Genomic DNA, 24237 nt, shown 5'->3' on the forward strand with positions numbered 1-24237 from the left:
CAACCCAAGGGACACCCATGCCTTCCGCAACCCCCTGGTACATCAAGGGAATCCTCTACATCGCCTTGCCGGCGGCGTGCATCGCCGCCCTGTACCTCTCGATTCCCGGAGAGGTCGCCTTGGCGAGAACTTCCGGATGGTCCGAGCGCTACGCACCCGCCATGCCCGTGTGCCTCTCGGTCTACGCCCTCTCGGCTGGGGCCATCGCCACCTACCGCCGCAAGATGGAGCTGCCAGGGCAGGTGACTGCTCTGGTGGGCTCTCTCATGGCTCTGCTGCTGGCCATGTCGGCTCAGTCCATCTCTCACCTGATCGAGCAGGACTACATGAACAGCTCCGCTCTCTTGGTGGTGGCTGTCTCATGCGTTCCGCCTCTCACCATCGCGCACCTCGTGCACATGGCTGAGACCCCATCCCAGGTGAAGACCGCCTCTCAGCAGATGCAGGAACTCACGTGGATGATCGACTACCTCACGGGAGAGCTGACGGCCTCTCTCGCCTCTCAGAGCCTCACCCTGGTCTCTCGTGCCTCGGGCGTGGTGAACGAGCTGGAGGAGCTGAGGGAGGCCGCTGAGGGGCTGACCGAGGAGGCAGAAGAGGTGACGGAGGATCTTGAGAACTCTCTCAAGGGCAAGCCTCACAGGAAGGCCCTGGCCCTCACCCGAGACAAGATCGAGGAGACCCGCGCTGCCATCGCTGCTGAGGGGAAGAGGCCGACCGTTGAGAGGGTCTGTGAAGCCCTGGGGATCTCTCAGGCGACCTACTACAGGCATCGGGACGCCGTAGCCGTATAGCCCCTAGACGCAATGAGAGGCCCTGCCAGGGGTACAGGCAGGGCCTCTCAGGTTTCGAGTCTACAGGCCAGTGACAGCGGACCGCCTAGAGCTTCCGGACCATGACGGCGTACAGCGGGGAGTCGTCAGAGGGCTTCGCCTCGCCTACCTTGCTGTAGTTCCAGCGCTCGTACAGGGCCTGAACCTTCGGGTGCTCTGTGTCCACCAGGAGCGTGACCATGTCGGCCGACACCGCTGCGAGCAGCTCGTCATGGATCTGCTGTGCACGCCCAGTGCCGCGCCATTTGGGGATCACCATGAGTTCGGACAAAGCGAATACGGAGCCCTTGAGGTCGGAAGGGCGCGGGTGCCCCTTCCACCAGCCACCCGGCTTGAACATGGAGCCGTACGAATAGCCAACCGGGCCACCCTCCTCCCAGCCCGAAACGCATTGCCAGTCTTCCCGTGAGGACCAGAGGTCAACAAAGTAGGCGAAGCGCTCACGCGAGCGGAACGGGTCCGGATCGTCGGCGTACGCCTCGTCATGGATGTCCAGCAGCAGAGAGCGCACGTCCTGTGCGTCGGCGTGCGTGTAGCGCTTCAGATCCATTCGGCAGACTCCTCAATCCACTCGGCGACCTCGGGGGCCTTCGAGCCCGAGGCTACGAGTACCTTGCGCGTGGCGGCCAGAGTGTTGGCCGTGCGCCCTGATCCAGACGACGAGGGCAGCATCATGTACGCCTGCCGGCCCGTCGCGCAGGCAAGTTCCAACTCCTCTTGCCTGGCCTGAGCAAGGGCCAAGTGCGCCGTATACAGGGCTCGGTTCCGGACCATGTCGTCTGGGATGGCGGCAAGAGTGCGGTGCAAGCAGTATTCGGCCCTTCCATGATCTCCGAGTGCCGTCCACATGTACGAGGCCAGAGCGTCAAGCTCGCTACCGTCGAAGAATCTGATCCACTCGGGGCGCTGTTGGTCGGTGGTCCGCGCAAAGGCCCGCTCGGCATCGTTGAGAGCGCGCAGAGCCTCAGAGCGCCGCCGCAGGCGCGCAAGTCCATTGGCGTTGCGCATGTGCCCGAGAGAGGCGTACAGCGGATCCCGCCGTGCGACTGACGAGCGCTTCATGACTTCGGCTCCTGCGACAGCTTCGGCGTGGTTCTCCCGCTGACTGGACGTCAGGGTCATGTGGTTCCAGACGTGGTACATCGCCTCACTGTCCCGAGACAGACCAGCGAAGGTCAGGGCCTTGTCCAGATGCGCCCGTGCCCGCTGGGGTGCGCTGGCGTCGATGGATGCGAAGGCAGCGGAGCTGATGACATCCGCGGCAAGCCTATGGAGCATGTCCCGTACGCGAGTTGAGGCCGCGGACAGCGCTAGAGCAGACTGGATACGAGAAGCCAGCTCCACCGCAAGGTTCTCCACCTGCTTTGAGCCCCGCCCCGCAGCGTCTTGCCGAACGATTGCCACATAGTCCTGATGGAAGCGCCGGACGTCATTGATGCCGAGTCGCCGATGGTCACTGGTACCCGTGGTCCCAACGGCCAATATCGTGCCACTCGCTGTGGTGAGGAACCTACGACGATGCACGGAATCTTCCTCCGGTGGTGCGGTGCGCTTCTTGCGAGGCACGAACCCTAGATCCTCGGCACTCGCGGAAAGAACCCTCTCCAGACAGAGCCTGATGCGATCCTGCGGCCACCTTGTCTCACCGCGTAGCCATCGGCGTACGTCCGAGTCCAAGACCTTGCCCGGCTGGCCCGTCAGAAGTTCGATCTCAGTGTTGACCTGACGTGCTAACTCGGCCTGCTTGAAGCCGAGTTGTTCCATCCGGTCTGCAAGCCTCTGGTTCTCCTCCGGCATGTCTCCACGGTAGCTCTGAGCGACCCCAGGGACACGGGTGAAGGTAAAAATCACCGGTGTCGTGCAAGGGCGTGCCCCTCTGTTTCACCTGTCCCGGCTGCCCTAACCGTCGTTGACTTGGAGTCCCCCAGCAAACACAGCGGCACGAGGTGATGACATGCCAGAGCCCACGGCCCCCAAAGTCGAACTTCCAGGCGGAGCGACCAACAACAGGTCGCAGGACGCCTATGAGGAGCTGCGGGAGCTGCTTCGGCAGATAGAGGTGTTTCCCTCCCAGATGCGAGTGGACTGGGGCACCGAGGAGGGAGAGGCACCGATCGTGCTTGGTGCCCTCCGCGTCGTGGATGTCCTGAGAATCAACCGAGCGCTCCGTGAAGCGGCTCGACGGACCAGGCCCACGAACCTCCTGGAGGAGCGGCCCCATGTCCCGCTGGTGGGCGAAACGGTGCGAGACAGGTCCACCGACCAAATGGGGGAGGTAGCGGGCTACCTTCTGCGCCCACTGGACGGCGGGGTGACGTGGACGGCTGATCCCAACGACATCCGCCGCCCCGACCGGGACAGCCTCATGCGTGCCCGTATGTCGCAGCTCGACAGGGACCGACGCGCTACGCCGCCGCCGGCAAGTCTTGAGCCCGCCGAAGCGGACCGGGTGGCCACGTGATCGCCCGCTTAGCGCGCTTCACAGGCCCTCTGTTGATCATCAGGATTTCCGGATCAACCGGGTTCGTAATCGGAGTGGCCCTAAGCCAACCTCACCCCTAAAACTCCGCCCTCGCTGGACGAGTCCGAAGAGAGGCTTCCCCCGTCTTCTTATCGGAATTCCCGGCGGGGGCGGGCAAGCCCCCGCCCGGTTACTTCGCCAACCCCGTGAAGAAGGACAGGTAAGCAACCGGGCGGGTCTGCAAGTGCACAACGGCGCGGAGAACGAGTCTCCGCACGACGCCTGCACCTGGAGGAAGTATGCCTCAGCGCCAGAACGCCTACGAGCTGCCGACCGAGGGAGCCGAGTTCACCGCCTACTGCGGTGGCAACCTCGGCGGTGACAACGAGACGTGCGTGGAGATCGCCGCCCACCCCAGCGCGGCGGACACCTTCATCGTGCGCGACAACAAGCCCGAGGCCCCCGCCGGCACCGTGCTGCTGTTCAGCGGCTCGGAGATGGACACGTGGGCGCGCAACTGGGTCAAGGACCGGGGCCTCACGGTCTAGTCTGAGGGACCTCCCTCAGCAGTCGACGCGGACCGCCCCCAGAACCCTTGGGGGCGGTTCCTCAGCCTTTGGAGAACACATGGGTTGGCCTGGCGGAACACCGGGGCACTGGCACGGCTACGGGCCGTGGATCGGGCCCCCGAAGGTGTACGCGCAGGAGGGAAGCCGTAGGCCCCCACATCCCAATGGGGCTCCTGCGGTGGCGGACCCCCAGGACAAGAAGCAGCAACAGGCTCTTGATCGGTACCGGGAAGCCGCCTCAGAGTTCCAGAACGGCTCTGTACCGCCCCTGATGCCCGGCCATTGGCTGATGAAGCGGAGCCATGCCGCAGCCGACCGCACATGGACTGACGCGACCGATGCAGTCGAGTGGTTGAGCAAGCACTACGTGGAAAATCCACCGTTTGAACGGGAAGACGGTAAGCAGGCGTACAGCGACCTAGACAGCAAGATTGCACACGCCCACGAAGCTCTTTCGAATGGTGTGGACGTGTGTTGGGTGTACTACCTCCAATCGCAAAATCTGTTGTATATGCAGGTGGTTTGCTGCCCGAACGGCTTCCATCCGGACCTTGCTTGCCCGCTCCCTCCCAGTTGACAGAAGGAGCCCGTAATGTCCCTGCGTCTCTTGCTGCCTGAGGATGGTGTAACCGAACTCCTGGGCTCTTGGCCCGATGAGCCGCGTGTGTACGAGCGAGGAGCCACCGAGCTGGACCGCTTCGTCACTCCCGAGTTCTTCGAGACGTGGGCCTTCAGCGGTTGCACGCCCGCGGATGAGGTGGCCGTCATGAACCTTGGCGGTAACCCTCCTCGTCCCAGCATCCATCCGATGGGCTTCAAGACCAACGGCCGGACGGACGGGGCGAAGCTGCGGGCGTACTACGAAAAGGGCTTCACGATCCGCCTCGGGAACCTTCAGAGGGTGGTTCCGTTCCTTGGCGGGGTCTCTCGCTCGATCCAGCGGGAGACAGGGTTCTCGAACTACCTCCATGCCTTCCTCACGCCTGCCGGCGGTCAGGGTCTTCAGCACCACTGGGATCAGCAAATGGCCGTGATCGTGCAGATTTCGGGCTCGAAGACGTGGGAACTCTGGGAACCCAAGTTCAAGGACCCGGTTCGGAGTCACTTGGACTCAACCCAAGTGTGGGACCCGCGATGGCAAGAGGAGTGGATTGCTAATGGACCTGATCAGGCATTCGACCTGGAGCCTGGGCAGTCCCTAATTCTCCCCCGGGGGTGGGTGCACAACCCGCACTCCCGGAATTCCGACGAGCCCAGCATGCACCTGACCTTCGCCATCCGTGAACGGACGCCTGTATGGCTGGTCGATCAGCTTCTTTCCGGGGTAATCCAGGATGAAGAGTTCCGCACGGTGATTCTTCCCAAGGAGATCCACGGAGATGGGCTCAAAACTCGCCTGAGCGTGACTCGGAGGGAACTCATCACGTACCTGGAATCCCTCGATCTCGATGAAAAGGCGGAATCCGTCCGTGGGGCCGCTCTGACAGATCTGGAGTACACAACCTAGCCCGCTGACTGGTCCTGAATCGGCCCCGGTTGTCTCCTCCCTCGTGGGAGATGGCCGGGGCCCCGCTTTTTGTCCTCAGGAGACTCGGAAATGATCCTTCGCTGCACCTCGAAACATCTGCTAGAAACCAAAGTCGTCCATCTCTCGCTAGAAATCGCTCCGTATGACGTTGATGGCGTGGACTATGAGCCCGATTCTCCATATCAATGTGCACTCTCGGAGGAAGAACACGACCTCCACGGGGCATTTCTTCGTTACATCCCCGATTCGTACAATGAAGTGTGGCTCTTCTGGGATTCCGTGGGAGAGCAACGCGTAGTTGTCCTAACCCCCTGCGAGATCAACGACCCCGATACGCAAGACGACGCCTGTAGCCTCTTTGAATGGCACCCTGGGAAGTGCAATTGGGACTTCACTGATCCCTATAGGGCGGCAATCGATGCGATGTTGGAAACCATGAAGGTGGACCTAAGGTCGGTAGAGGGCTTGAGGGACGTCCTGAGGCTCTTCCACCCTCCGGACACGGAGGTATAACCAACCCGCCATAAATAACGTACGTGTCCTCTGGCCCAGAACAGGACAGGAGAGCCCTGAAGTGTGAGCCAGGGAACAATGTTGTTGTTACCTCACCCCATCTGGTGCACCATTCCGAGTCCTCCGAGGGGTCCTGAGAGGCCGCGGTGCCGGCTGTGGGGGTCGAGTAAGGGAGCTGGAGCGAGGATCAGGGGATTAGCGCTTGTTCCCTTGTGAATGTTGAAACCCGTACACGATGGAGGGAAGGCGCCCCTGCGGTCCTCGTGACAGCATTCTCGTTATATTACCCCCGTATGTATGCATCACATGTGTGTGCGGTAACATTAATACATTGTGCGCTTGTGAATGATAATGCTGCACCACTAAGTGAGGCATCAATAGGAGTGCATTCCTCGTGACCTTGTGAATGCATTCTTTGTGCCCTTGTGACGCACGGGGTGCAGTCGAGAGCGAGCCTGCCTTAGGTGACTTGTGTGAAGTGGGTCACGGTCATTCCCGCATGAATGCGGACACAATGCGCACCATGCAATGTCCATAATGCGCCATGTGTATACGTGGCAGGGGTATATATGAAACAACCCTGCATATCACAGCGCAATAACGAGTCCGCCCGTGATGTCCCTTTATGTGGCATCTAAAGGTAAAGGCATTGCAAATAAGTTGCCTCCCGGGTGGTGGGGTATTGTGTCCTAGTTTGTAGGCATTGCCGGCCAGGCGTTACACCCCCTCTGACCTGCTGTTTTGTAGCCTCAACGCGTGAGCGCGCGTCTTCACTCCTAACCCTGATTCGTAAGTTGCCTCCCGGGTGTGGATTCGGAATAGTCCTCCTTGCAACACCGACCGCGCCGAACGGAAGCGGCCCCGGAGTACCGCCCCAGAAGGGGAAGCGGAAAAGGGGTTCACGCAGAGACCGGGATTCGGGCGCAGAGGGTTTGGGGTTGATGAGTTACCAGCCTCGGTGGTGGTCCGGCCGTGAATGCGACGGGTGACACCGAAGATCACGTTCCTTGATAACTGGATAGCGAGTCTGAGTGGCAGTCGGCTGACTGGTCATTCTCTGAGCGTGAGTATGTGACGTGCCCTGAGTGGCGCTCTGAGCGCTTGTAGCTTCACAGGTGGACCGTGGGTCCATGCTGCACCTACAAGAGGCTTAGACGCAGCCTCAGAAGCATTTGATGGGGTCTTGCCTGCCGTGGCAAGGGCTAGCGAAAACGCTGAGATGAGAACGGCATATGCGGCGGGCTGAAACGACGACACGCGTCCTCTCACTCTCTGAGTGAGCATCCATAGGGGCAGGCTGCCAACCTGCAACCGATAACCGGGATTGGTCATCCGGGATGAATAGACCTACATGCCTAGCGATTGTGGCGTGAGACACGCTGTGAATGCCGTTGCGCAGTTCCCACGGAACCAACCAACACAAGCGGAAACAGTGCCGAACACAAAGCATGAGGGAAGCGCGTATGCAGAACTGAGATTGCCTACGGCAGGCACATTCGACACGACGTGTCCAGCACACAACGGCGCACGGTGACTGATACTCACCAGCGCCATTCAGTGTGTCTCTAAGCGTCTGAGAGTGAGTCTGCCTAGGGGAGTGTCGGTTAGGCACTTGCAAGGGCCCGTGAGGGCCGTACGGCGATCCCTAAGGGGAAGCAATGCCAGTGGCAGCAGAGGGCGTGTCTCGACCGCGTGAGCGCGGGCTCATCCCGCTCCGTAGCTACTCATTCCATCGTGAGTACACCAATCACGATGTGTTTGAGGTGAGCATCACGGATGAGGCAGGCACGTTCCGCTATCAGGTCCGGGCATGGGGAAACATGGTGGATTCGGTGCACGCGTTCACCACGTCCATTGCCCATGTCGGGATGTGTCAGCGCGCTAAGCGCGACATCTTCATGACCGGATACGCAAGCGTGAACGGCATCAACGTTCGCGTCTCGCCGCTTTCGTAAGGGCGTCGGGTGCACGGCGGATTAGGGGTACTTCTCCGTGCACCCCATCACCCATTACGAGCATGGGACGTAGTGGAGTAGGGAAAGGGGAATCATGCCTGCAATAGGTGAGGTCACCACACAGGAGATAGGTAGCTCTCTCGTGCTCACTGTGTGGCTGAGTGAGAACAGCCATGCACAGGTGCACATGGATAAGCGCTGGGGCATGGTCGTGCGCAGTGAGGTCACGTTCTGGATTCTCACGGAACCCTTTGATGGGGGAGCGTGCCCGGCGCAGGTGGGTGACGACTGGGAAGCGGGCGTCAAGCGCGTTAAGTGGTGGCTGTCCGGAAACGTCAAGTACCGGGCGAACTCTGTTCTCCCCCGCCATGGCTACTCGGCTATGTACTGCACCAACCTGCCGGGCTGCAACTGCGAGGAGCACAAGGGGGCGAGCGTCAATGCCTGAGCGCTTCTTCTACTACGAGCCCGCTGATCTGTTCCTGTGTGAAGAGCACATGGCCGAATCACTCGGCGCGATGTTCCCCGAAACCGGGGAGGAGTGCAAAGGTGCGCTCTGGAATTACGAGGGGTGGGACCTGGAAACCCTCGTGAGCGCGCTCAAGGAGAGCGGTGAACTGCTGCCCACGCAGTTCAAGCGAAAGGGGGTCCGAATGGGCCCCGTAGAGCAGAACTGCATGGGTCTGCACTGACGTAGTGGGCAGTCACGGAGGCACGGTGGAATAGGGGTACTCTCCCGTGCCTTCCTCTGCCTACTGCGCCATTGGGGCGCGGTAGTTGGGTGAGGGGAACACAAATGAAGATCGGCAAGCGTGAGCCGTTCATGTCTGGGATTCAGGCATCCCAGATTTTCGAGACGCACGACCGGGTGATTAACGGGACCCGGTACCGGTTCGTTGCCCACATCGGGCACGCCCTCTACGTCCAGGAGAAGGGGGCGCCTCTGTTCGGTGTGGAGGTGTCCCGCGTGATCGGGGAGGACCAGCACGGTTACCCGATCTTGGAGAAGGTCCACACGTTCGGCATCCCCATGCGTCGCTGGGGGGTGTCCGCTTGAGCGCGGCCCGGTACCGATACGCGGTCTTCCTGACAGAGGACGACTGGACGAGCGCCGTACGCGGCTGGGGCAAGCGCGTGGAGCGCTTCAGTGCTGCGGCTCGACGGGCCCAGGTGGAGCGCATCCGCTATGCCATCTACGAGGCGGAGGGGGACTGCATTCCGGACGGGGATGAGGTGCGGCACGCCCTCTACCTGACAGAGGCCGATTACAACGCGTTCATGGAGGGAGCGACGCACCCCAAGTACGGGGCGCCGAGCGACCCCGCCCGGCGCATCCTGGGCGAGCTGCTGACCGCAGCAGGCGACGCAACCCCGCTTTGAGATTCGGGGTGAAGTGTGCCCGCCGGCACCTCGTACCGGTGGGGAATCTGGGCACGGACGGTAGGGGTACTCGGCCGTGCCTTTCTCATGTTCGGGAAAGGACAACACAAATGAAGGACCTCAGCACGGATCGGTGGATCCTGCTTAAGCCTGCCCGCAGCGTGCGTTTCGAGCTGCGGGACGTGGCATTGACCGGGCGGGAAGTCGTGCAGATGACTGACGGGTCGGTGTGGTCAGTGGCGCATCGGCGCCCCGACTACTGGTCGCACAACCCGAAGGCCCCGCTCACCGTGGCATTCCGGACGGGTGGACAGTTCGTTGACGCCCTGGAGTTCATCCGCAACGCGGAAAGGCCGTACATCGTGCGCGAACTCCCGGAGGTGGCCGTCTGATGCGTACGCGTCTCGGAATGATCGTGCTCGCCCTGGTGGCCATCCTCGGGGGCGTGACAAAGGCAGAGGCATACTCGGCCCCCAACAAGCCGCACGCGTCCTACAGGGTGCGCGTGCTCGCGGGAACGGTCCACTACCCGCCGTGCGTCGAGCTGCGGCGCACACGTGAGGGCCGTACGTGGTTCGCGGACATGGTGGGCGACACGTACGACGAGGGCCGAAAGCGCACGGTCTCTCAGCAGATCCGATACGTGCGTGAAGGCTGCCGCGCGATGACTCGCTAGCGATTGACCGTAGAGGGCATGGGGAGGTCACCCGGAATTCCGGGCGCCGATCACCCATGCCCTACTCGGCCAGTCTCTAGAGAAAAGCTCAGAGGCTCGATGAGAGGGGCGCCATTGGTGCCGAGACCGCTCTTCACTCTCAAAACGATCCGAGCGGCACACAGGGGCCTGTACGAACTTGAGTCCCTGTCCGTCACGTTCGTTGTCGGGGACGTGTTGGTTACCGGTCGCGTGATCGGTATCGGTAGCCGTCTCAGTATCCGCACTGACATGCGGCTGCATGAGGACGTGCATGCAAATCAGGTTGTCTCCATGGAAGTCATCTAAGAAAGGTGAGCTAGTGCCTGAATGGCAGCAGGGCGGATATGACGGGGTCTTCTACCTGGGGAAGGAGGGGACGGAGGAGTACGGCGGTTACGTCGTCCAGGTGGACAGTGCGCCGAACCCTGAGAAGTGGTTTGCGTACGAGTACGACACGGAGAAGCGCACGACCGTATGGGTTGGTGAGGCGCCGACCGCTGAGGACGCACAGAAGGCCGTAAAGGGTGAGTTCTTGTGCGAGGTCTACCGCGACGACGAGCGCGGGCACTGCCCGTATCCGGGCGTGGTCATTCGCACCACCATCTACAAGGGTGAGCGGCTGCGGGTGATCGTGTGCGGGGAGCACTCCGGAATCATGAAGGGGTGGGAAAGCGTCCGGCTGGAGGAGTACCGGACTGAATTCGGGCTCTTCCCCAATGACCCGATCATTGGGGAGCGCATCAATCCTCCGCTCGACCTCCCCCCGATTCGTGAGGCCGTACTGAAGGCGGGCACGATCACGGAACGGAACATGTGGATTGCGCTTAACCGCGTGGTCCAGCCGCTTGCCGAACTCCAGAAATGGAGGGGGCACTATGCGCGCTACCCGCTCGACCTGAACGCGAGACCGCGTATCGACGCACACGGACAGTGGAGACGCGCGCAGGAGCACGCACAGGGCATGTACGCGGTCTACATGCGAGAGGACCACGGGCAGGAAAACGCCACTCTCCCGGTTGACCTATTGCGGCTCGTCGAGCGTGAGGCAGTCGAATACCTCAAGAGCAAGAAGGGCGGTAAGTGATGCGCCGTTCGTCTCAGACGATCGCAATGAATCTCCGGTTCTACGTGTACGCCAGTGAACCGGGAGCGTTCTACAACACCTATCCGAACGGCTCGGGCTCCCACCCGGTGCCCGTGGAATACACCCCGGGCGAGCGGGAGGAGAACACCCGTAAGCGGGATGCCGCTTTTGCGGAATGGCAGGAGGTTGACCCGGAGGGTTACCGCCTGTGGCACCTGGCCAGCGTTGCCATGCAGGGGGGCGATTCCTCCGAACTGGCTGACGGCTGGTCACTCATGATGGTCCAGCGTCACAGCGTGCGGATCGTGGACCCGTGCAAGTACTGCCGTCAATGCAGGGGACGCAACTCCGCTCGATAGCGGCGCAGTTTGGGGCACGGACGGATTAGGGGTACTCCGCCGTGCCCTTTGCTTTGTCTCTAGCGAAGGGAAAACCCATGGTGCAAATGACATGCGGTGCGTGTGATGGCGTAGTTCTGGTCACCGTAAAGCAGTGGAGGGAGGAGAACACCGTTCCCTGCCAGCACTGCCCGGATGGGGGTGTGGACCTTATCCACGCACGCCGCCACGCGGACGCAATCTAACCGAGCGAAAGGAACTCGCGAAATGATGGAGAACTCCCCGAACATGCCCGACCTTGACCCCGTGCTCAAGACGGGAATGAGCAAGCGCAACATCGCGAGCGCTGAAAAGGCGCTCGATCGAATCCGTGAACTGGGCTGGGAACCGTTGGCCGCTTACCCCGGAAGTGACACTCATTGGAAGGTGCGTTGCCTCCTCGGCTGCGGGGAGGACGGGAAGAACTGGGAAGGCGTCATGTTCTACAGCCATATGCGCCGTGCACGGCGTCACGCGGGATGCCTTCCTACTGGTGTGCGGGAAAAGGCGATTGAGGCACTGAACAACTCCCGCCGCTAGGCAGTGGGCTTGGGGCATGGCGGGTAGGGGTACGCCTCCATGTCCTTTGCTCATTGCCTAGTTACGGAAGGGGTGCAATGAATCACTCGCACATTGCGGTTGGCCTGGACTCGCTCGGGGCCGTCCGCGTGGACATCCTTTGGACGCCTGGAAAGGAGGGCGTAGAGCTGAACCTGAGGGACGCTGAAACGCTTGTCCCGCACCACATTTGGGAGGCGCCGAGACTGGCAATCATGCCCTACACCCAGGAACCCGGGACGCTTCACAGTGCCGCTCGATGCATCCTCGGATCTGTCCCTGAGCCCACGCTATGGACGGCTTACGCCTATGGCGTGGCCCTTCGGAACGCATTCACCTGGGTCCCGGAAAAGCTCGCTTAGGAGGCGGCGTGAAGTGCTTTGAGTTCTTCCCTGTCATCGTGACTCGCTACCCCCAGGACGAGGACCATGCTCCGATCCTGGAAGACGAGGTGCACGCCCGCATTTACTACGCAGAGGACGTGTGCGACGGGGATTTGATCCTGGCGTCATTCAGTGATGACAGGCGGTCGGATTACTTCAACGACCAGTATCCGGCGAGTGGTTACGCCTATAGCCCCGATTGCGGGTGCGGTGTCTGCTGCCACTTGGCCAACCATCCGGGCCCGGTCGTCGTGCTGGCCGACTGGGGCGGCTGGTGTGACCCGTGGCCCGCTAACGCACTTGCCCTGATCATCCCCACCGAGGAAAGGCAGATACGTGAGAAAGGCTGAGTTCAAGGTTGGTGATCGGGTCTCGCACTTCCGCGAGCCCGGCAACGTGGGCAAGGTCGTGAGCGTCGAGAAGCGGGGGTTCCGGCCATTCCAACGCTGGGTGTACTGGGTTGCCTGGCGTCCCGGATACGGGCCCGTGCCGCTCTCGTATGGGCTGTGGCCCGTGTACCCGACGGACGCTCAGCAGCTCGGCCACGGTGAGGCCGCGTGAGTGCCGTCAAGGCTTGGGGCCTGGACGTACAGGAGGCCCAGGAGCGCGGGAGGGCTGCCGCCGGCACCGCGGATTTGTGTGCGCGCATGGGCGCCTTCCGTGACCTCTGCGCGGAGCTGGGTGAGGTGGCCAACGGCTACGCCTGCCCGCTCACTGCCGCTCGTGCTCTGGTGGGCGAGGCCGCCCGCGCATTCGTGGCCGAACTCAAGGGAGTGGGGGCGTAGATGAGTGTCACCACGATTCACGTTGACCGATTCGAGCGCGGTAAGGCGCTCGTCACCCTGCCGAATGGCGGGGCACGTATCGGGCGTGAGGAGGGCGCCTATTGGATCGATTGTACGGAATGGGACGGGAGCAACGTGTTCCCGCTACCCCGCCAAGGGGGGTTCCACTCGTACGAGGCTGCGGCTAAGTGGATGGCTCGAACCATGGGCCACACGGGGCCGCTCGACATTCGGATAGAGAAGGAGTTCTGATATGGAAACAATTGACCAGGGTGAGCGTGAGCAGATGGCGCGAGCCCTCGCTTTCTTGCAAGAGCACGAGGGCATCATTCGCGCGGCCCTGGGATCGCACGCCCGTCGAATGCGGGAGGATTCGGTAGCGGCGAAATCTGAATACGAGAGGGGGCAGAAAGACCCCGAGGTTAAGGCCGCTCAGGACAACTCGCTGATGACGAACTTCGGATTCAAGCACGCGTCCGCTCTGTTCATGGATAGCGCGGAGAGCGCGGAAGACGCGTCCCGTGATCTCTCGGACGTGATGTTGGGGCTCTGAGCCTCTTTGGTGAGGGCTGGGACAGGGGTACTTCCAGCCCGATCCATGGACGCTCACACGCTCAGTGTGGACGTGCCAACACAACAGAACAGGGAAGGTGGAAGTGGACGAGAAAGCGAGATATGAGCCGATGGCTTACGGGCCTATCGGCGCGGCCGTGAAGGCCGCTATGCCTCACACTGAGGCTGACCCCATCGGCGTGCACGCGGCTGTACTCGCGCTGTACTCGGCTGCCCTCAACGGGAAGCTCACGCAGCCGGACGGGCGCCCGGTAGTGGTCTGGACGGCCCTTGCTGGCCGTTCGATGGTTGGCCGTAAGGGATTCGCCCTGGCCACGGCTGAGACCATTCTCAACGACGCTATCGGGGAATGGCTTGCCCTCCGCCGGCAGGGCGGTATTTCCTCGGGCCCGTCCCTCGTGCAGACCCTTTACGAGACGGAACAGGACTCGCTTACCTCTGAGGGTGGGTTGGACGGCCGAACGCTCGTCATTGACGAGGAATGGCCGACCACGCTTCAGCTCACGAAGCGTTGCCCGAAGTACAGCGGCGTACTTCGTACATCCTGGGACGGAAAGCGGATCTCGAACGTCACCAAGAAGGATGGCAAGCGCGTAGAGATCACGGTGAACGAGCCTTCGCTTGGCTTCCACGTTCACATTCAGCCCGCGCTCTGGGCTAAGTTCATCAGCGCCACTGAGGCTCAGGGAGGCTCATACAACCGGATTCTTCCGGTCAGTGTCGAGCGGTCCAAGCGTCTCCGTCGACGGGACTACAAGGGCAGTCCGCTCGATGAGATCAGGGTCAGTGGCTCACTCCGCCTGGCCTATGAGTGGGTGCAGAAGGAGCCCCGACAGATGGAGTTGAGCGACGCAGCAGCGGACCGCTTTGACGACATCAGCGCGGAGTACGAGGACGCGCTAGAGGAACTGCCCGAGGACGTGTCTTGCTACATCGAGCGTTCCGGGGAACAGGTCATGCGCGTTGCCTGCGTCCTCACTGCGGCCGAGCGGAAGACCGTGGTCACGGTCAAGGCGCTGGATGCTGCGAAGGCGTTCGTGGACTACTCCATAGCCTCCGTGAAGCAGCTCATCTCACAGAGCAACGTGGTTAAGTCCCGTACGATCCAGCCTCTTGACGCCAAGATCCGTCAGAAGCTCGAAATGTACGGCGGAGAGATGACGAGCACGCAGCTCTACCGCGCTCTCTCGTCTCGCTACTCGGCTGCCCAGATTCTCAACACGGCTGAGGACATGGCTGATGTTGAGATGGTCGAGCAGCGGCAGAAGAGGCCGGGGGCTAACCCCGTGATCTTCAGACTCGTGGAGGTCATGCCTCAGCCGGACCCCGTGAAGGAGCCCGAGCCTGTGAAGGCCCCGCCGAAGCGGCGGGCGCCTGCCAAGAAGGCGGTGCCCGCGAAGAAGACCACCGCCAGGGCGGCGAAGACCACCCCCGCGGGCTCCCCGCCGGCACCTCGGAAGGCGCCTGCCCGTAAGGCCGTGGCTCGTAAGAAGGTCAGTGCGTGAAGCACCAGATCCGACCCCACCCCGAGGGGCGATTGCAGTGCACCGGATGCCGTGCCGCGTTCGCCACGGAGGAAGGCACCCGAACGTCCAAGTTCGAGTGCCCCAGGGTGCCCCTGGCCCATGGCCATCGGTACGAGAGAGAACACGTGCTCTACCCCTTCTCATATGACAGGGGAGACGGGTACGGCCCTGATCGGCTGTGCGACGTCATCGACTGCCCGCTGTGCGTCGGTCACGCGTGTGACTGCGACGTATGCACCGATCGGTTGGAGGCGCCTTCCTTGAAGGTGCTCAATGACAGTCAGGAAAACGGGAACCGGAAGCGTTCCCCAAACTGGGAGGAAGTAGAAAAGGTGGAAGACCTCAAGGACATGCTTGCCAAGGTCAAGCCGGGCGACTGGGTGACTGCCTTCGGGAAGGACACCCGAGGGCACGAGGTGACCCGTACGGGGACCCTGCTGGCCGAACCCCAGGAGATGAAGGCAACTCACAACGGGGTCAAGGTCAAGGCCATCCGGGCGTGCGTGGGTGAGAAGGGCACTGACCCCGCCACGCGTCAGACCTGGACGACTCTGATTCCCGATCACGGGTTCATCCGCAAGACCGAGCCCCCGAAGGCGGGCGAGTGGATTCACGGGGAGATCAGGAACATCCCCGCCGTGCGGTCCTCTCGACTGGAGGTCAACGCACGAATCCTCTTCGGAGGGAAGGGCGGCAAGCGGTCGACCGAGCCGAGCGACGGCGGCACTCTCGCAGAGATCAGCTACGCGGGATCGGGACGGTACGAGGTCAAGGCCGTGGAGTCGGGAGAGGTCATCTTCACGGGCACGCTTCAGTCTCAGGTCTGGTGGGCGTACGCGCCCGAAGAGAACGAGCACCAGGACCAGAAGCCCGAGGCCGACGAGGAGCACCAGGACGCGACCGAGGTGGACTACGGCAAGCCCGTTTACCACGTGGAGACGGGCAAGCTCGTGGGGTACTGGACCTTGAAGAAGTTCACGCACATCGAAGAGATTCGGGACTAAGGCAAGGAATGAGTGCGACCACAACGCAGGACCGTAAGAGCGCGGTCCCCTCCGCTATGCCGAAGACCAGGACCACAACTAGCCGTTTGGTTCAGGGTCGTTACGCTTCTCTGTGCCGTAGATGGTCACAGGGAGAGTGGAAAGAGTAGAACCAGCTTGAAGGATTGGAGGCTATATGAAAGCCTCCGTCTGGCAGAGGGCCCGGTTTTCGTGTAGGGGTACGGCGGAAACCGGCCCGTCCACCGTAATCAGAGACTAGATAAGTAGGTACAGAAGATGGCTCAGAAGGTTCAGGTTCTCCTTGTCGATGACCTCGACGGGGTCGAGGCGGACGAGACCGTGACGTTCGCTCTGGACGGCAAGACGTATGAGATCGACCTGACCACGGCCAACGCGGACAAGCTCCGTGGACTCCTTGAGCCCTTCGTGAAGGGTGGCCGCAAGACGGGCGGTCGGTCCTCCGCCGGCAGCCGCGGGCGTGCCTCGGTGAAGCGTGCCGAGGGGGAGCCCTCCGCCGAAGAGCTTCGCGCGTGGGCCAAGGCCAACAACTACGAGGTCAACGACCGAGGCCGCGTTCCGGCCTCCATCAAGGAGGCGTACGCGGCGGCCAACGCGTAACTCCACACAGCACAGAGGCAAATGTGAGGCCCACCCCTTCGGGGGGTGGGCCTCTTCTCGTTTGAAGGGGAGTTGAGATGAAGAAGCGTTATCGCGTGGCGCTTCACGCGCACGCTGCGGCGGTCGTCTTCGTGGAGGCGTCCAACGCTCAGGAAGCGAACCGGCTTGCGGAGGCGGAAGTCTTGGCAGGGAGGGTGAAGCCCAAGCCCATCAAGCAGTGGACCCCGGTCGCTACCTCTGACATGAGCCGGGAATGGTGACGTGAGTCAGACGATGCAGGAGGTAGCCGAGGCCAGCACCTACGGGCGCGCGTACACGCGTCTCCTTGGGGAGCTGGTAGGGGAGCTGGAGCGGTCGGCAAGTCTGACCCGCTTTGCTCGGCGTCTGTCCAATGCTCGGATCGACGGCCTGAGACGGGGGCTCCTGGCCATCCTCCAGGCCAACCACTTCATGGCTGCGGACTACGCGGCCTCGGTGATACTGGCGCACGCAGGGACGTACAGCGAGAGCGAGACGCAGTGAAGAGCTTCAGAGTCAGGTGGACCGAGGACGGCCAGGAGCGCGAGTCAGCCGTTACGTACGACGCGACGTGTGCTGAGGAGCGCGTGAACGAGCTGGAGGCGCGTGAGGGCGTATCCAACGTCCGCAGTGTGGCCGTGAAGCCGGGGGAGTAGAGACGTGGTCGGAAAGCCTGTCGGAGTAGAGGTCACGTACAAGTGCGATGACTGCAAAGAAGAGTTCACGGTGTGGCAGCCACTAGAGCCGACTGCCTATGAACTCTCGATCATCCTGCGCGAGGAACACGAGGACTGCCCTGCTGGGTGAAACGAAAATGAGGCCCCCTCCCGTTTCCGGGAGGGGGCCTCTTTGTGTTTCTCTCTCTACCCCAGGTGCACCCCTGCACCTAGTTCTTGTGTCGGGCTACTTCCCCGACGCCCCGCGAAGCTCAGCCTCAAAGGGGCTGTCCTCGTACAGGGCCTTGAGGGTCTTGGTGTCCTCATGCGTAGCCGCAACGACACCGACACCGAGCAGACCAGCAGACGCGGCAACAAGCGCCTCCCACGGCACATTTGGCCATACCAGGACGAGCGCCGGCACCAGGGCCGCGAGGACGGAATAGATCCGAACGCCGTGCTTGGAAACGAAATCCTTCATGGGTCCCCCTTAGTTGAACAGCATCTTCCAAGTGAGTGGGCCGGGGTACCCGTCCGCATCACCCTTGAGTTCCTTGTGGGCAAGCTGGAATGCCTTCACGGCAGCCCGGTCAACGGCAGTCCACTGAGGGCCTGGACCCTGCTTGTAGAACTTCCCGTAACCCTTCTTCACGAGCTGCTTGCCGAGCATGGTCACGTACTGGTTCTTGGCACCAGCGCGGAAGTAGTAGGCGCCAGGGAAAGCAGGAATGGAAGGCTTCGGCTTTGCTGGCGTGGTGGGCTTGGAAGGAGTCGAAGGCTTGGACTCGGCAGGCTTGTCACTGCCAAGGGTCGCCTTGATGTCCTTTCGGACAGCGTCCATGTCCATCATCTTGCCGGGCGCATAACCGGGGTCCCACTTGCCTGGAGAACCCCACTCGCCATGACCAATGACGCTGTGCTCGTCCCAGTCGTGGAAATCGCAGATAGCCGCAGCCAGAAGACGCAGTGTCGCGTACTGGGCATCGGACATCTTGTGAGAGCCCGAGTACCAGATTTCGACGCCGTAGAAGCGCGCGTTTCCGTCGGTGTTGCTCTCGTTGTCCTGAGGGATGTCCTTCTCAGCGATAACGGCATCAAGAACGTCATCGTCACCCGCACCAGCGTGATTCGCGCGGCCCCAGCCGACAAGGTGAATGGTGCCGTCCTGAGCGAGGCCGAAGTGACAGAGAGGGCCAGGAAGGCCGCTGATGCCCGCGTACAGAAGCTCTCGCTGATCCTTCGCGTCAGAGCCAGTGTGGTGCACCATCAGGCCGTGTACGGGCCCCCACTTGCCCATATGGTTCCGGTTGTGGGTCTTCCAATCCTTGTACTCCTTGAACGGAATGCCGAACTTCTTGAGCTGCGCAACAATCTGCGCAGGAGTCATGGGAGTTGCCATTAGTCCTCCGTGGGGTTGGCGGCCAGCCGGATTGCGGCAAGGCGGTTGGGGTCGAGAGAGGTGAGAATTTGGATGAGTCGAGCGTTCTCGGCCTCAATTCGTGCAAGGCGGTTCTTGATCTCGGTCAGGTCGCCGGCAAGTCGGTCTGCCCGTTCCTTTTGGGCTTCCGCTTCCTCGCGCCAGACCTTTGCAGCGCTGGTCTTATAGCCAGCGAAGACAACAACAGTGGCAGCGACGAATGACGCCAGAGGGCCCACGATTGAGAAGAACTGAGAAAGGGTCATGAGGCTCCTCAGGGCAGCAAAAAGGCGGCCACGGAATATCCGCAGCCGCCTTCAAAGTGAGGGGTTAGGAAATGACGCGGTCTTCGGCGTAGTTGTTGCCCGCGACAGTCGTGATTGCGGTGAAACGAACTCGCTCGTTCGTGCCTTCCTGGAACACGCCCGCAGTGAGGCCGTGCAGGTATGCGCCAATCACGTTCACGTCTCGTGCGTTGGCAACTCTCACGCCGTACTGAGGGCTTGTGTTGGCCGTGCCTCCGTCGTCAGTACCCACATAGCAGCCGAGACCGGTCACGACGACTGGGGCCCTGTTGAGCAGGGCCAAGCCCGCGTATCCACCGCCGCCGGGGCCGCCGTTACGGCCATCCCGACGTGTGTTCAGAGCATTGATGAGGAAGGGGCCATTACCGGTCGCGTCGATCCTCACCCCGTCCCATCCATTACGGTCGGTTGAGCAAGACGACATAGTCATAGAGCCCGACCCTGGCCAGTTGCCCCATGCTCCGGTGATGTGGAATCCGTGACCTCCGCACCATTCCGCGCGGCAGGCTTCGAGGATTGTGTTCGCGGCGTTGATGAGCTTGACGCCCGCAGCCCAGCAGCCAATTACCTGCACATCAATCATGCTGAGGTCGGTCTGACGCTCAAAAACAATTCCGTTCGCGTGGCAGTTGTCCACCATGACGGAGTGGAGGCGCCAACTGTACGGCCACTCGCCACCGGCGTTCGAGCCTGTGATGATGCCATTGTTTGGCATCTTCCTAATGCAGACATCGCGCATTACGACGTTTTGGACATTCCCCTGACCGTAGATACCGTCAAGGTTTCCGGTCGTCACCTTCGAGCCGTCAAGCATTAGATTGAAAATCCTCTGCTCACCGTTGATGGCCGGGTGAGTTCCGTCATTATCGCCAATGATCTGAATCATGGCGCCGGTAGTCATTGACGGAAGTGCCTGGATGTAGCAAGGGAAATCCTCATCCAGCATCCCGGGACCAATCATCAAGTTGGAGTGCGAGCCCATGAGGGTCACGCCTCGGGGAAGGTCCAGGGGCGCCGAGATGCGATAGACCCCCTTGGGGAAGTACACGAGGCCGCCGATGCCGGCTGCGTTGATGGCTGCCTGGATCTCCGCCGTGTCGTCTGTGACTCCGTCGCCCTTGGCTCCGAACTCGGGAGACTGGACGTTGAGCCAGTCGAGCAGGTCAGGCGGAGTGAGAACAGGAATCTGAGTCGTCGGTACCTTGCCCGTGGGGTCGAGCGTGGCGAGGCCGTTAGCACTTCCACGAAGGGCATCCAGCTCCGCCATGACGGCTGAGCGTGACCCGTGGGGGTCGTCGGCAGCCACGTGGGCCGCCAGTCGCTCGCCAACGTCGTTGGCCACCAGGGCTACCCGTCCGCCTCCGAAGTCGAGCCAAAGCCGCTCGACCCCCTCAGGGCCGTAGAAGCCCGGGACCATCCCGTCATCGTCAGAGACGAGCTCGGTGATAGCGGCTCCCGAGACGTCCGTCAGGTCCGTGAGCTGGGCTGCCCCCTCAGAAGGGCCGTCCCAGACGGTTCCGACGACACCAGCAACGCGAGCGCCGGAAACGTCCTCAGCCACGTCAGCCGCAGTGCCACCGAACAGAAGTCGAGCCATATAGGTTCCCCCTGAAATGCAAAAAGCCCCCATCGGGGGCTGAGTTGGTCGTTCTGTGTGGTGGTTAGACGGCCGCGGCCTCGTACACGCCGGATATCGTCAGGAACCCCTTGCGCGGGAAGTAGTCGATGCCGTCGAGACCGGTACCAGTGGTGTAGTTCCGGTTCGGCATGTAGAGGTAAGCGGTGGAAGTGCTCGAACCTCGGTTGGTCTTTGCGGTGATGTCCACGAAGTTCGGAAGGTTCGGGCTGGCGCCAGTTCCGTTGTTATCTATGTGGCCCTGGAAGACCTGACCTGTAGCGCCGTTGGCTGGAGTCGGCAGCGTTACGCCATATGTCCATCCAGTACTTGGGATCTTCAGATCTGCCGTGGACGTGCTCTGAATGTAGAGCGAGAACCAGACGGTATTAGGGGCGATCCAGCGCCAACGACCTTGCCTTACCGCTGGGTTGCCGATACCCACCATGCTCGGCGTGTAGGTCAGGGACTTACCCAGGTGGCGGGTGATCAGCCGTCCGTCTCGACCGTTGAATGCCTCGTGCTGGGTGTAATTGCTGTTGTTGTCCATGTCGACGTAGAACGTGCCCCGAGGCTGAAGAGCCGCGCTCTCATTGGCATTCCATGGATAAGCAACCCGAGCAGGGACGTTGAAGGGCATCCGCCCACTGATGGAGACAGAGGCATTGTTGGCCGCTGCGTCGACCTCGTAAAGGGGCATCTCCCAGAGCCCTCCCGCCTGCCGGCGGGGAGTCGGGGCGACGGGTGTAGCCGCAGCAGTGCCCGTCACAACGGCAAGGTTCACAGCCGACTTGGCCATGTCCGCCTGAAGAACGATCAGGTCCTTACGGGGCTTCGTGGTGCTGTTGTTGGGGATCGTCACGGACTGCTGAGCCGTGAGGCTGTAGTAGAAGCCGCCTACCCAAGCCTTGCCGGGGTTGATCTGGACGGTACGGCCGTTGACGATCGTCGCGTTGAACGGCAGGGAGGTGGTTCCGTAGGTCGAGGCGGTGAGCTGGAAATCAACTCGGTCGCCTCCCCACATGTTTGCCATGGATTGCCACTGGGCCTGAGAGACGATCTGTGATCCACCGTTGGCATTGGCCTCGTTAAACGGGTAACTGATCTCAGCCACGGGTCATCACATCCTTGACTCAAGGCGGCGTAGCTTCCGCTGCATGTCATAAACGGTCTTGTAGAGGTTCAGCGGGTCGCCCGTTCCCTGCTGGCCGATCTTCGGAGAAACGTCTTGCACATTGCCCCCGTCATCGACGGATACAACGACCTCGCGCACGATGTCTGAATACTCAGTGCCGTCTACGGCGACGGTCACCTTGTCGCCTACGAAGTAGTCACGGCCAAAAGCGCAGTCGGCAGTGTCGATCGGGTAAATCTGGAAGTTGCCGTTTCGCTCGCCCTCGGTAAGAGCGTCGGTGGCTGCCTCTGCAAGGGCGGTATTGGCTGCCTCAACGTCGTCAGCCGTCATGGTGGCGTCCGACTTCACGGGGTTGCCCGTGGTCTTATCCACCTTGAGCTGAATGTCTCGACGGTCAAGGAACTGCTCGATCTGCATTCCCCACTCAGACTCAGAGTCGGAGTCAACCTTTTGGTAGTAGTACCGCTCAAGGTTTTCGCCGGCACAGCCGACGATGACCCGAGTCACCTTGGGGGCGCTGAGGGTCCAGATGTATTCGCGAAGGTTTCCCAGCTCGGGGGAAAAGCGGACTTCCTTGGACCGATCGCGGGGAGCGAAGATGTCGAGATCGATCTTCTGAGTGTTGGCGTTGTAGAGGAAGCGGTAACCAAAGTTTCGCTTCTCGTACCATTCCTCAATCTTTGCGCCGATGGTGTCGAACCTCAGGGAGTCGGTCAGGCCCCAGCCAGGAACAGCCGGAATGGTTGGGGCAGTGCCGAAGTTGATACCGCTCACCCGGCGGTCAGAAAGAGCACCAGCGCCGAGGGCGTTGTAAAGCTCTTCGTAGATAGCGGAAGGCGCGTATGTCTTCCGCACCAGTCGGCTTGGCAGCCGGGCTTGATACTGCTGTGACACGGCCTTAGCCGGGTCGGGGAAGGCCAGGCGCCTATACGCAAGGGTGTTGTGGCACTTGCCCGCGATGTAGAGGCTTCCTGGCCCCGTGTGCTGCAACTTCGTCCAATACTTCTGGAAGCTGTCGACCTGACCCGACAGGAGAGGCTTGGAAACCCCCTCCTGCCAAATGGCGATGCCGCCGCCCTTCTCGATGAGCTGAGACTGAGGCGTGCCGTCCTTGATAAGGAGCTGCCAAGATCCTTCCTGGCAGAGCCGTACTGTGAAGTCGAGTGAGAGCCATTCATCAATCTCGCCCACTCGCTTCAAGTTCTTGTCGAACACCTCAACTCGGTAGCCCAAGAGTCCCCCTATACGAAAGATGCGTACCGGGGTTGGAAGGTGAGGGCGACTGCCGCCTTGCCTGATCCGGTTACTACAGAAACGGTTGCGTTGGTGTCACCAGGCTCGACCGACCAGAACATTGGGTTCGTGTCGAGCTTGGACCAGTAATTGACGCTTAGGTCGTCCTTCACGGTCTTCTTGCCAGGGCGTGTATCGATCGTGAGGACTCGGCCCGAGGCCACGAGATCCGAGCCGTCAGAGGGTGGGGAAGCCTTTACGGTCTCGCCCTTGGGGCTCGTGAGAGTGAATGACTTGATGGGCCCGTAGAGCTTCCATATTGGCCATGCCTCGATATCCCCTGGGTTGTCTATGACGAGGCTTTCTCCTGGACCGCCCATCACACCGTCACTGATACGCATGGGAAAGAAGGCCGCGGTGGTGCTCAGGAGCGGGTCACCGGTACCGAAGTCCCAACGGGTCGTCTCAGATCGGTCCTGGTAAAACCAGGGGTCCATAGCCGTGAAGGTGAGTCCGTACTTAGCCCAAGTGAATCCGGCTGCGTCGGTCCCCTCGGAGCCCTCCATGCCGCCCTTGTAATAGGCGGTGAGCTGACGAGTCCTGCCGTTCCCCTCGGTGAACTTGAGGAGGCAGTACCCGCGCTTGGGGTTGAGCGACTGAAACAGCTTGCGCTTTAGCTGATTCACTGTCTGGCGATCAATTCCGTGGAGATAGACAGGAATCATGATCTCTCGCGCAGCGGCGCGAGCAGACCGGTAGATAGATCCGTCAAGGTTCGGGGAGTCGTCCGAGAAGAGACCGAATGGCGGCATATCCAGGCCCGTGGCTCCGGGCTGCATGAGGATTGCTGGCCAGTCACGGCCGTTGAACAGGGTCAGGGGGATTTCCTCCCCCTGACCGTTGTTCCCGACCACAGAAACGCTCGTCCGACCCCACTTGACCGGTGCCGGCGGAGTAGGCGTAATGACTACTGGCGCCGCCGGTCTGGCCCTCACCGGAATTGGCATGGGCGCC

General features: G+C 61.6%; 35 protein-coding genes. 26 read left to right on the forward strand and 9 right to left on the reverse strand.

The features are described from left to right. Positions 1-17 precede the first annotated feature (17 nt). Entirely contained in the window at positions 18-794 is a 777-nt protein-coding gene (locus tag AB5J55_RS22270) for a hypothetical protein (RefSeq protein ID WP_369272353.1), read from the forward strand. 85 nt (positions 795-879) lie between these two features. Here AB5J55_RS22270 and AB5J55_RS22275 read toward each other — a convergent pair whose 3' ends face one another. Beyond that, positions 880-1383, reverse strand: a complete 504-nt coding sequence (locus AB5J55_RS22275; protein ID WP_369272354.1) for a GNAT family N-acetyltransferase — start codon at positions 1381-1383, stop codon at positions 880-882. Then, positions 1374-2630, reverse strand: coding sequence for an XRE family transcriptional regulator (locus tag AB5J55_RS22280; RefSeq protein WP_369272355.1), 1257 nt, complete (start codon positions 2628-2630; stop codon positions 1374-1376). The genes AB5J55_RS22275 and AB5J55_RS22280 overlap by 10 nt, the downstream gene beginning before the upstream one ends. A 157-nt stretch (positions 2631-2787) precedes the next feature. Between AB5J55_RS22280 and AB5J55_RS22285 the strand changes: the two genes are divergently transcribed. The 25 genes from AB5J55_RS22285 (at position 2788) to AB5J55_RS22405 (ending at position 17518) form a co-directional block, all read left to right on the forward strand. After that, positions 2788-3294 carry a hypothetical protein gene (locus AB5J55_RS22285; RefSeq protein WP_369272356.1) on the forward strand — a complete coding sequence of 169 codons (507 nt, stop codon included), beginning with the start codon at positions 2788-2790 and terminating at the stop codon, positions 3292-3294. 299 nt (positions 3295-3593) lie between these two features. Continuing rightward, the gene (locus AB5J55_RS22290) at positions 3594-3842 is read left to right on the forward strand and encodes a DUF397 domain-containing protein (protein ID WP_369272357.1); all 249 of its coding nucleotides are present in this window, start codon (positions 3594-3596) and stop codon (positions 3840-3842) included. A 199-nt stretch (positions 3843-4041) separates the two neighbouring features. Beyond that, the gene (locus tag AB5J55_RS22295; protein WP_369272358.1) at positions 4042-4440 is read left to right on the forward strand and encodes a hypothetical protein; all 399 of its coding nucleotides are present in this window, start codon (positions 4042-4044) and stop codon (positions 4438-4440) included. Between the two features lie 15 nt (positions 4441-4455). Further along, a complete protein-coding gene (locus AB5J55_RS22300; RefSeq protein WP_369272359.1) occupies positions 4456-5370 on the forward strand; it encodes a cupin domain-containing protein in 915 nt (304 codons plus the stop codon). 90 nt (positions 5371-5460) lie between these two features. Next, positions 5461-5904 carry a hypothetical protein gene (locus AB5J55_RS22305; protein WP_369272360.1) on the forward strand — a complete coding sequence of 148 codons (444 nt, stop codon included), beginning with the start codon at positions 5461-5463 and terminating at the stop codon, positions 5902-5904. Positions 5905-7667: 1763 nt separating this feature from the next. Then, entirely contained in the window at positions 7668-7859 is a 192-nt protein-coding gene (locus tag AB5J55_RS22310) for a hypothetical protein (RefSeq protein WP_369272361.1), read from the forward strand. A gap of 142 nt (positions 7860-8001) precedes the next feature. Continuing rightward, positions 8002-8307 (forward strand): hypothetical protein, encoded by a 306-nt coding sequence (locus AB5J55_RS22315; protein WP_369272362.1) that lies wholly within the window; start codon positions 8002-8004, stop codon positions 8305-8307. Continuing rightward, positions 8300-8551 (forward strand): hypothetical protein, encoded by a 252-nt coding sequence (locus AB5J55_RS22320; RefSeq protein WP_369272363.1) that lies wholly within the window; start codon positions 8300-8302, stop codon positions 8549-8551. The genes AB5J55_RS22315 and AB5J55_RS22320 overlap by 8 nt, the downstream gene beginning before the upstream one ends. Positions 8552-8655: 104 nt before the next feature. Then, positions 8656-8916 carry a hypothetical protein gene (locus AB5J55_RS22325; protein ID WP_369272364.1) on the forward strand — a complete coding sequence of 87 codons (261 nt, stop codon included), beginning with the start codon at positions 8656-8658 and terminating at the stop codon, positions 8914-8916. Further along, positions 8913-9239, forward strand: coding sequence for a hypothetical protein (locus AB5J55_RS22330; RefSeq protein ID WP_369272365.1), 327 nt, complete (start codon positions 8913-8915; stop codon positions 9237-9239). Before AB5J55_RS22325 ends, AB5J55_RS22330 begins: the two co-directional genes overlap by 4 nt. 110 nt (positions 9240-9349) lie before the next feature. Beyond that, positions 9350-9631, forward strand: coding sequence for a hypothetical protein (locus tag AB5J55_RS22335; protein WP_369272366.1), 282 nt, complete (start codon positions 9350-9352; stop codon positions 9629-9631). Continuing rightward, entirely contained in the window at positions 9631-9915 is a 285-nt protein-coding gene (locus AB5J55_RS22340) for a hypothetical protein (RefSeq protein ID WP_369272367.1), read from the forward strand. The genes AB5J55_RS22335 and AB5J55_RS22340 overlap by 1 nt, the downstream gene beginning before the upstream one ends. Positions 9916-10255: 340 nt before the next feature. After that, entirely contained in the window at positions 10256-11020 is a 765-nt protein-coding gene (locus tag AB5J55_RS22345) for a hypothetical protein (RefSeq protein WP_369272368.1), read from the forward strand. Next, the gene (locus AB5J55_RS22350; RefSeq protein WP_369272369.1) at positions 11017-11379 is read left to right on the forward strand and encodes a hypothetical protein; all 363 of its coding nucleotides are present in this window, start codon (positions 11017-11019) and stop codon (positions 11377-11379) included. Before AB5J55_RS22345 ends, AB5J55_RS22350 begins: the two co-directional genes overlap by 4 nt. 246 nt (positions 11380-11625) lie before the next feature. Then, complete coding sequence (locus AB5J55_RS22355) at positions 11626-11937, forward strand: hypothetical protein (RefSeq protein WP_369272370.1); 312 nt, start codon at positions 11626-11628, stop codon at positions 11935-11937. Positions 11938-12325: 388 nt separating this feature from the next. Beyond that, on the forward strand, positions 12326-12688 hold the full coding sequence (locus tag AB5J55_RS22360) for a hypothetical protein (protein ID WP_369272371.1): 363 nt from the start codon (positions 12326-12328) through the stop codon (positions 12686-12688). Next, positions 12675-12899 (forward strand): hypothetical protein, encoded by a 225-nt coding sequence (locus tag AB5J55_RS22365; protein ID WP_369272372.1) that lies wholly within the window; start codon positions 12675-12677, stop codon positions 12897-12899. Before AB5J55_RS22360 ends, AB5J55_RS22365 begins: the two co-directional genes overlap by 14 nt. Further along, positions 12896-13123, forward strand: a complete 228-nt coding sequence (locus tag AB5J55_RS22370) for a hypothetical protein (RefSeq protein WP_369272373.1) — start codon at positions 12896-12898, stop codon at positions 13121-13123. The genes AB5J55_RS22365 and AB5J55_RS22370 overlap by 4 nt, the downstream gene beginning before the upstream one ends. A 253-nt stretch (positions 13124-13376) precedes the next feature. Continuing rightward, positions 13377-13676 carry a hypothetical protein gene (locus tag AB5J55_RS22375; protein WP_369272374.1) on the forward strand — a complete coding sequence of 100 codons (300 nt, stop codon included), beginning with the start codon at positions 13377-13379 and terminating at the stop codon, positions 13674-13676. Between the two features lie 103 nt (positions 13677-13779). Further along, positions 13780-15201: a DUF3987 domain-containing protein gene (locus AB5J55_RS22380; RefSeq protein WP_369272375.1), complete on the forward strand. Its 1422-nt coding sequence runs from the start codon at positions 13780-13782 to the stop codon at positions 15199-15201. After that, complete coding sequence (locus AB5J55_RS22385; protein ID WP_369272376.1) at positions 15198-16226, forward strand: hypothetical protein; 1029 nt, start codon at positions 15198-15200, stop codon at positions 16224-16226. The genes AB5J55_RS22380 and AB5J55_RS22385 overlap by 4 nt, the downstream gene beginning before the upstream one ends. 276 nt (positions 16227-16502) lie before the next feature. After that, a complete protein-coding gene (locus AB5J55_RS22390; protein ID WP_369272377.1) occupies positions 16503-16844 on the forward strand; it encodes an Lsr2 family protein in 342 nt (113 codons plus the stop codon). Between the two features lie 77 nt (positions 16845-16921). Then, positions 16922-17104: a hypothetical protein gene (locus AB5J55_RS22395; protein ID WP_369272378.1), complete on the forward strand. Its 183-nt coding sequence runs from the start codon at positions 16922-16924 to the stop codon at positions 17102-17104. A gap of 1 nt (position 17105) precedes the next feature. Further along, positions 17106-17366, forward strand: a complete 261-nt coding sequence (locus tag AB5J55_RS22400; RefSeq protein WP_369272379.1) for a hypothetical protein — start codon at positions 17106-17108, stop codon at positions 17364-17366. Then, positions 17363-17518: a hypothetical protein gene (locus tag AB5J55_RS22405; RefSeq protein ID WP_369272380.1), complete on the forward strand. Its 156-nt coding sequence runs from the start codon at positions 17363-17365 to the stop codon at positions 17516-17518. The genes AB5J55_RS22400 and AB5J55_RS22405 overlap by 4 nt, the downstream gene beginning before the upstream one ends. Positions 17519-17765: 247 nt before the next feature. Here AB5J55_RS22405 and AB5J55_RS22410 read toward each other — a convergent pair whose 3' ends face one another. The 7 genes from AB5J55_RS22410 to AB5J55_RS22440 form a co-directional block, all read right to left on the reverse strand. Further along, positions 17766-17999, reverse strand: a complete 234-nt coding sequence (locus tag AB5J55_RS22410) for a hypothetical protein (RefSeq protein ID WP_369272381.1) — start codon at positions 17997-17999, stop codon at positions 17766-17768. 9 nt (positions 18000-18008) lie between these two features. Beyond that, positions 18009-18917, reverse strand: a complete 909-nt coding sequence (locus AB5J55_RS22415; protein ID WP_369272382.1) for a peptidoglycan-binding protein — start codon at positions 18915-18917, stop codon at positions 18009-18011. Next, entirely contained in the window at positions 18917-19201 is a 285-nt protein-coding gene (locus tag AB5J55_RS22420) for a hypothetical protein (protein WP_369272383.1), read from the reverse strand. The genes AB5J55_RS22415 and AB5J55_RS22420 overlap by 1 nt, the downstream gene beginning before the upstream one ends. Before the next feature lie 64 nt (positions 19202-19265). Beyond that, on the reverse strand, positions 19266-20801 hold the full coding sequence (locus tag AB5J55_RS22425; RefSeq protein WP_369272384.1) for a glycosyl hydrolase family 28-related protein: 1536 nt from the start codon (positions 20799-20801) through the stop codon (positions 19266-19268). A 100-nt stretch (positions 20802-20901) separates the two neighbouring features. Continuing rightward, entirely contained in the window at positions 20902-21969 is a 1068-nt protein-coding gene (locus AB5J55_RS22430; RefSeq protein ID WP_369272385.1) for a hypothetical protein, read from the reverse strand. Between the two features lie 6 nt (positions 21970-21975). Further along, positions 21976-23205, reverse strand: coding sequence for a siphovirus ReqiPepy6 Gp37-like family protein (locus tag AB5J55_RS22435; protein WP_369272386.1), 1230 nt, complete (start codon positions 23203-23205; stop codon positions 21976-21978). A 26-nt stretch (positions 23206-23231) separates the two neighbouring features. Further along, the gene (locus AB5J55_RS22440; RefSeq protein ID WP_369272387.1) at positions 23232-24230 is read right to left on the reverse strand and encodes a phage tail domain-containing protein; all 999 of its coding nucleotides are present in this window, start codon (positions 24228-24230) and stop codon (positions 23232-23234) included. Between the last annotated feature and the right edge of the window lie 7 nt (positions 24231-24237).

The sequence above is a fragment of the Streptomyces sp. R11 genome (assembly GCF_041051905.1).
Taxonomy (GTDB): Bacteria; Actinomycetota; Actinomycetes; order Streptomycetales; family Streptomycetaceae; genus Streptomyces.

Coding starts and splice junctions, on each gene's coding strand:
- AB5J55_RS22415 (WP_369272382.1), bottom strand. CDS start 18,917: ATGGCAACTCCCATGACTCCTGCGCAGATTGTTGCGCAGCTCAAGAAG.
- AB5J55_RS22375 (WP_369272374.1), top strand. CDS start 13,377: ATGGAAACAATTGACCAGGGTGAGCGTGAGCAGATGGCGCGAGCCCTC.
- AB5J55_RS22325 (WP_369272364.1), top strand. CDS start 8,656: ATGAAGATCGGCAAGCGTGAGCCGTTCATGTCTGGGATTCAGGCATCC.
- AB5J55_RS22335 (WP_369272366.1), top strand. CDS start 9,350: ATGAAGGACCTCAGCACGGATCGGTGGATCCTGCTTAAGCCTGCCCGC.
- AB5J55_RS22320 (WP_369272363.1), top strand. CDS start 8,300: ATGCCTGAGCGCTTCTTCTACTACGAGCCCGCTGATCTGTTCCTGTGT.
- AB5J55_RS22410 (WP_369272381.1), bottom strand. CDS start 17,999: ATGAAGGATTTCGTTTCCAAGCACGGCGTTCGGATCTATTCCGTCCTC.
- AB5J55_RS22440 (WP_369272387.1), bottom strand. CDS start 24,230: ATGCCAATTCCGGTGAGGGCCAGACCGGCGGCGCCAGTAGTCATTACG.
- AB5J55_RS22420 (WP_369272383.1), bottom strand. CDS start 19,201: ATGACCCTTTCTCAGTTCTTCTCAATCGTGGGCCCTCTGGCGTCATTC.
- AB5J55_RS22340 (WP_369272367.1), top strand. CDS start 9,631: ATGCGTACGCGTCTCGGAATGATCGTGCTCGCCCTGGTGGCCATCCTC.
- AB5J55_RS22390 (WP_369272377.1), top strand. CDS start 16,503: ATGGCTCAGAAGGTTCAGGTTCTCCTTGTCGATGACCTCGACGGGGTC.
- AB5J55_RS22270 (WP_369272353.1), top strand. CDS start 18: ATGCCTTCCGCAACCCCCTGGTACATCAAGGGAATCCTCTACATCGCC.
- AB5J55_RS22280 (WP_369272355.1), bottom strand. CDS start 2,630: ATGCCGGAGGAGAACCAGAGGCTTGCAGACCGGATGGAACAACTCGGC.
- AB5J55_RS22290 (WP_369272357.1), top strand. CDS start 3,594: ATGCCTCAGCGCCAGAACGCCTACGAGCTGCCGACCGAGGGAGCCGAG.
- AB5J55_RS22395 (WP_369272378.1), top strand. CDS start 16,922: ATGAAGAAGCGTTATCGCGTGGCGCTTCACGCGCACGCTGCGGCGGTC.
- AB5J55_RS22305 (WP_369272360.1), top strand. CDS start 5,461: ATGATCCTTCGCTGCACCTCGAAACATCTGCTAGAAACCAAAGTCGTC.
- AB5J55_RS22275 (WP_369272354.1), bottom strand. CDS start 1,383: ATGGATCTGAAGCGCTACACGCACGCCGACGCACAGGACGTGCGCTCT.
- AB5J55_RS22300 (WP_369272359.1), top strand. CDS start 4,456: ATGTCCCTGCGTCTCTTGCTGCCTGAGGATGGTGTAACCGAACTCCTG.
- AB5J55_RS22285 (WP_369272356.1), top strand. CDS start 2,788: ATGCCAGAGCCCACGGCCCCCAAAGTCGAACTTCCAGGCGGAGCGACC.
- AB5J55_RS22355 (WP_369272370.1), top strand. CDS start 11,626: ATGATGGAGAACTCCCCGAACATGCCCGACCTTGACCCCGTGCTCAAG.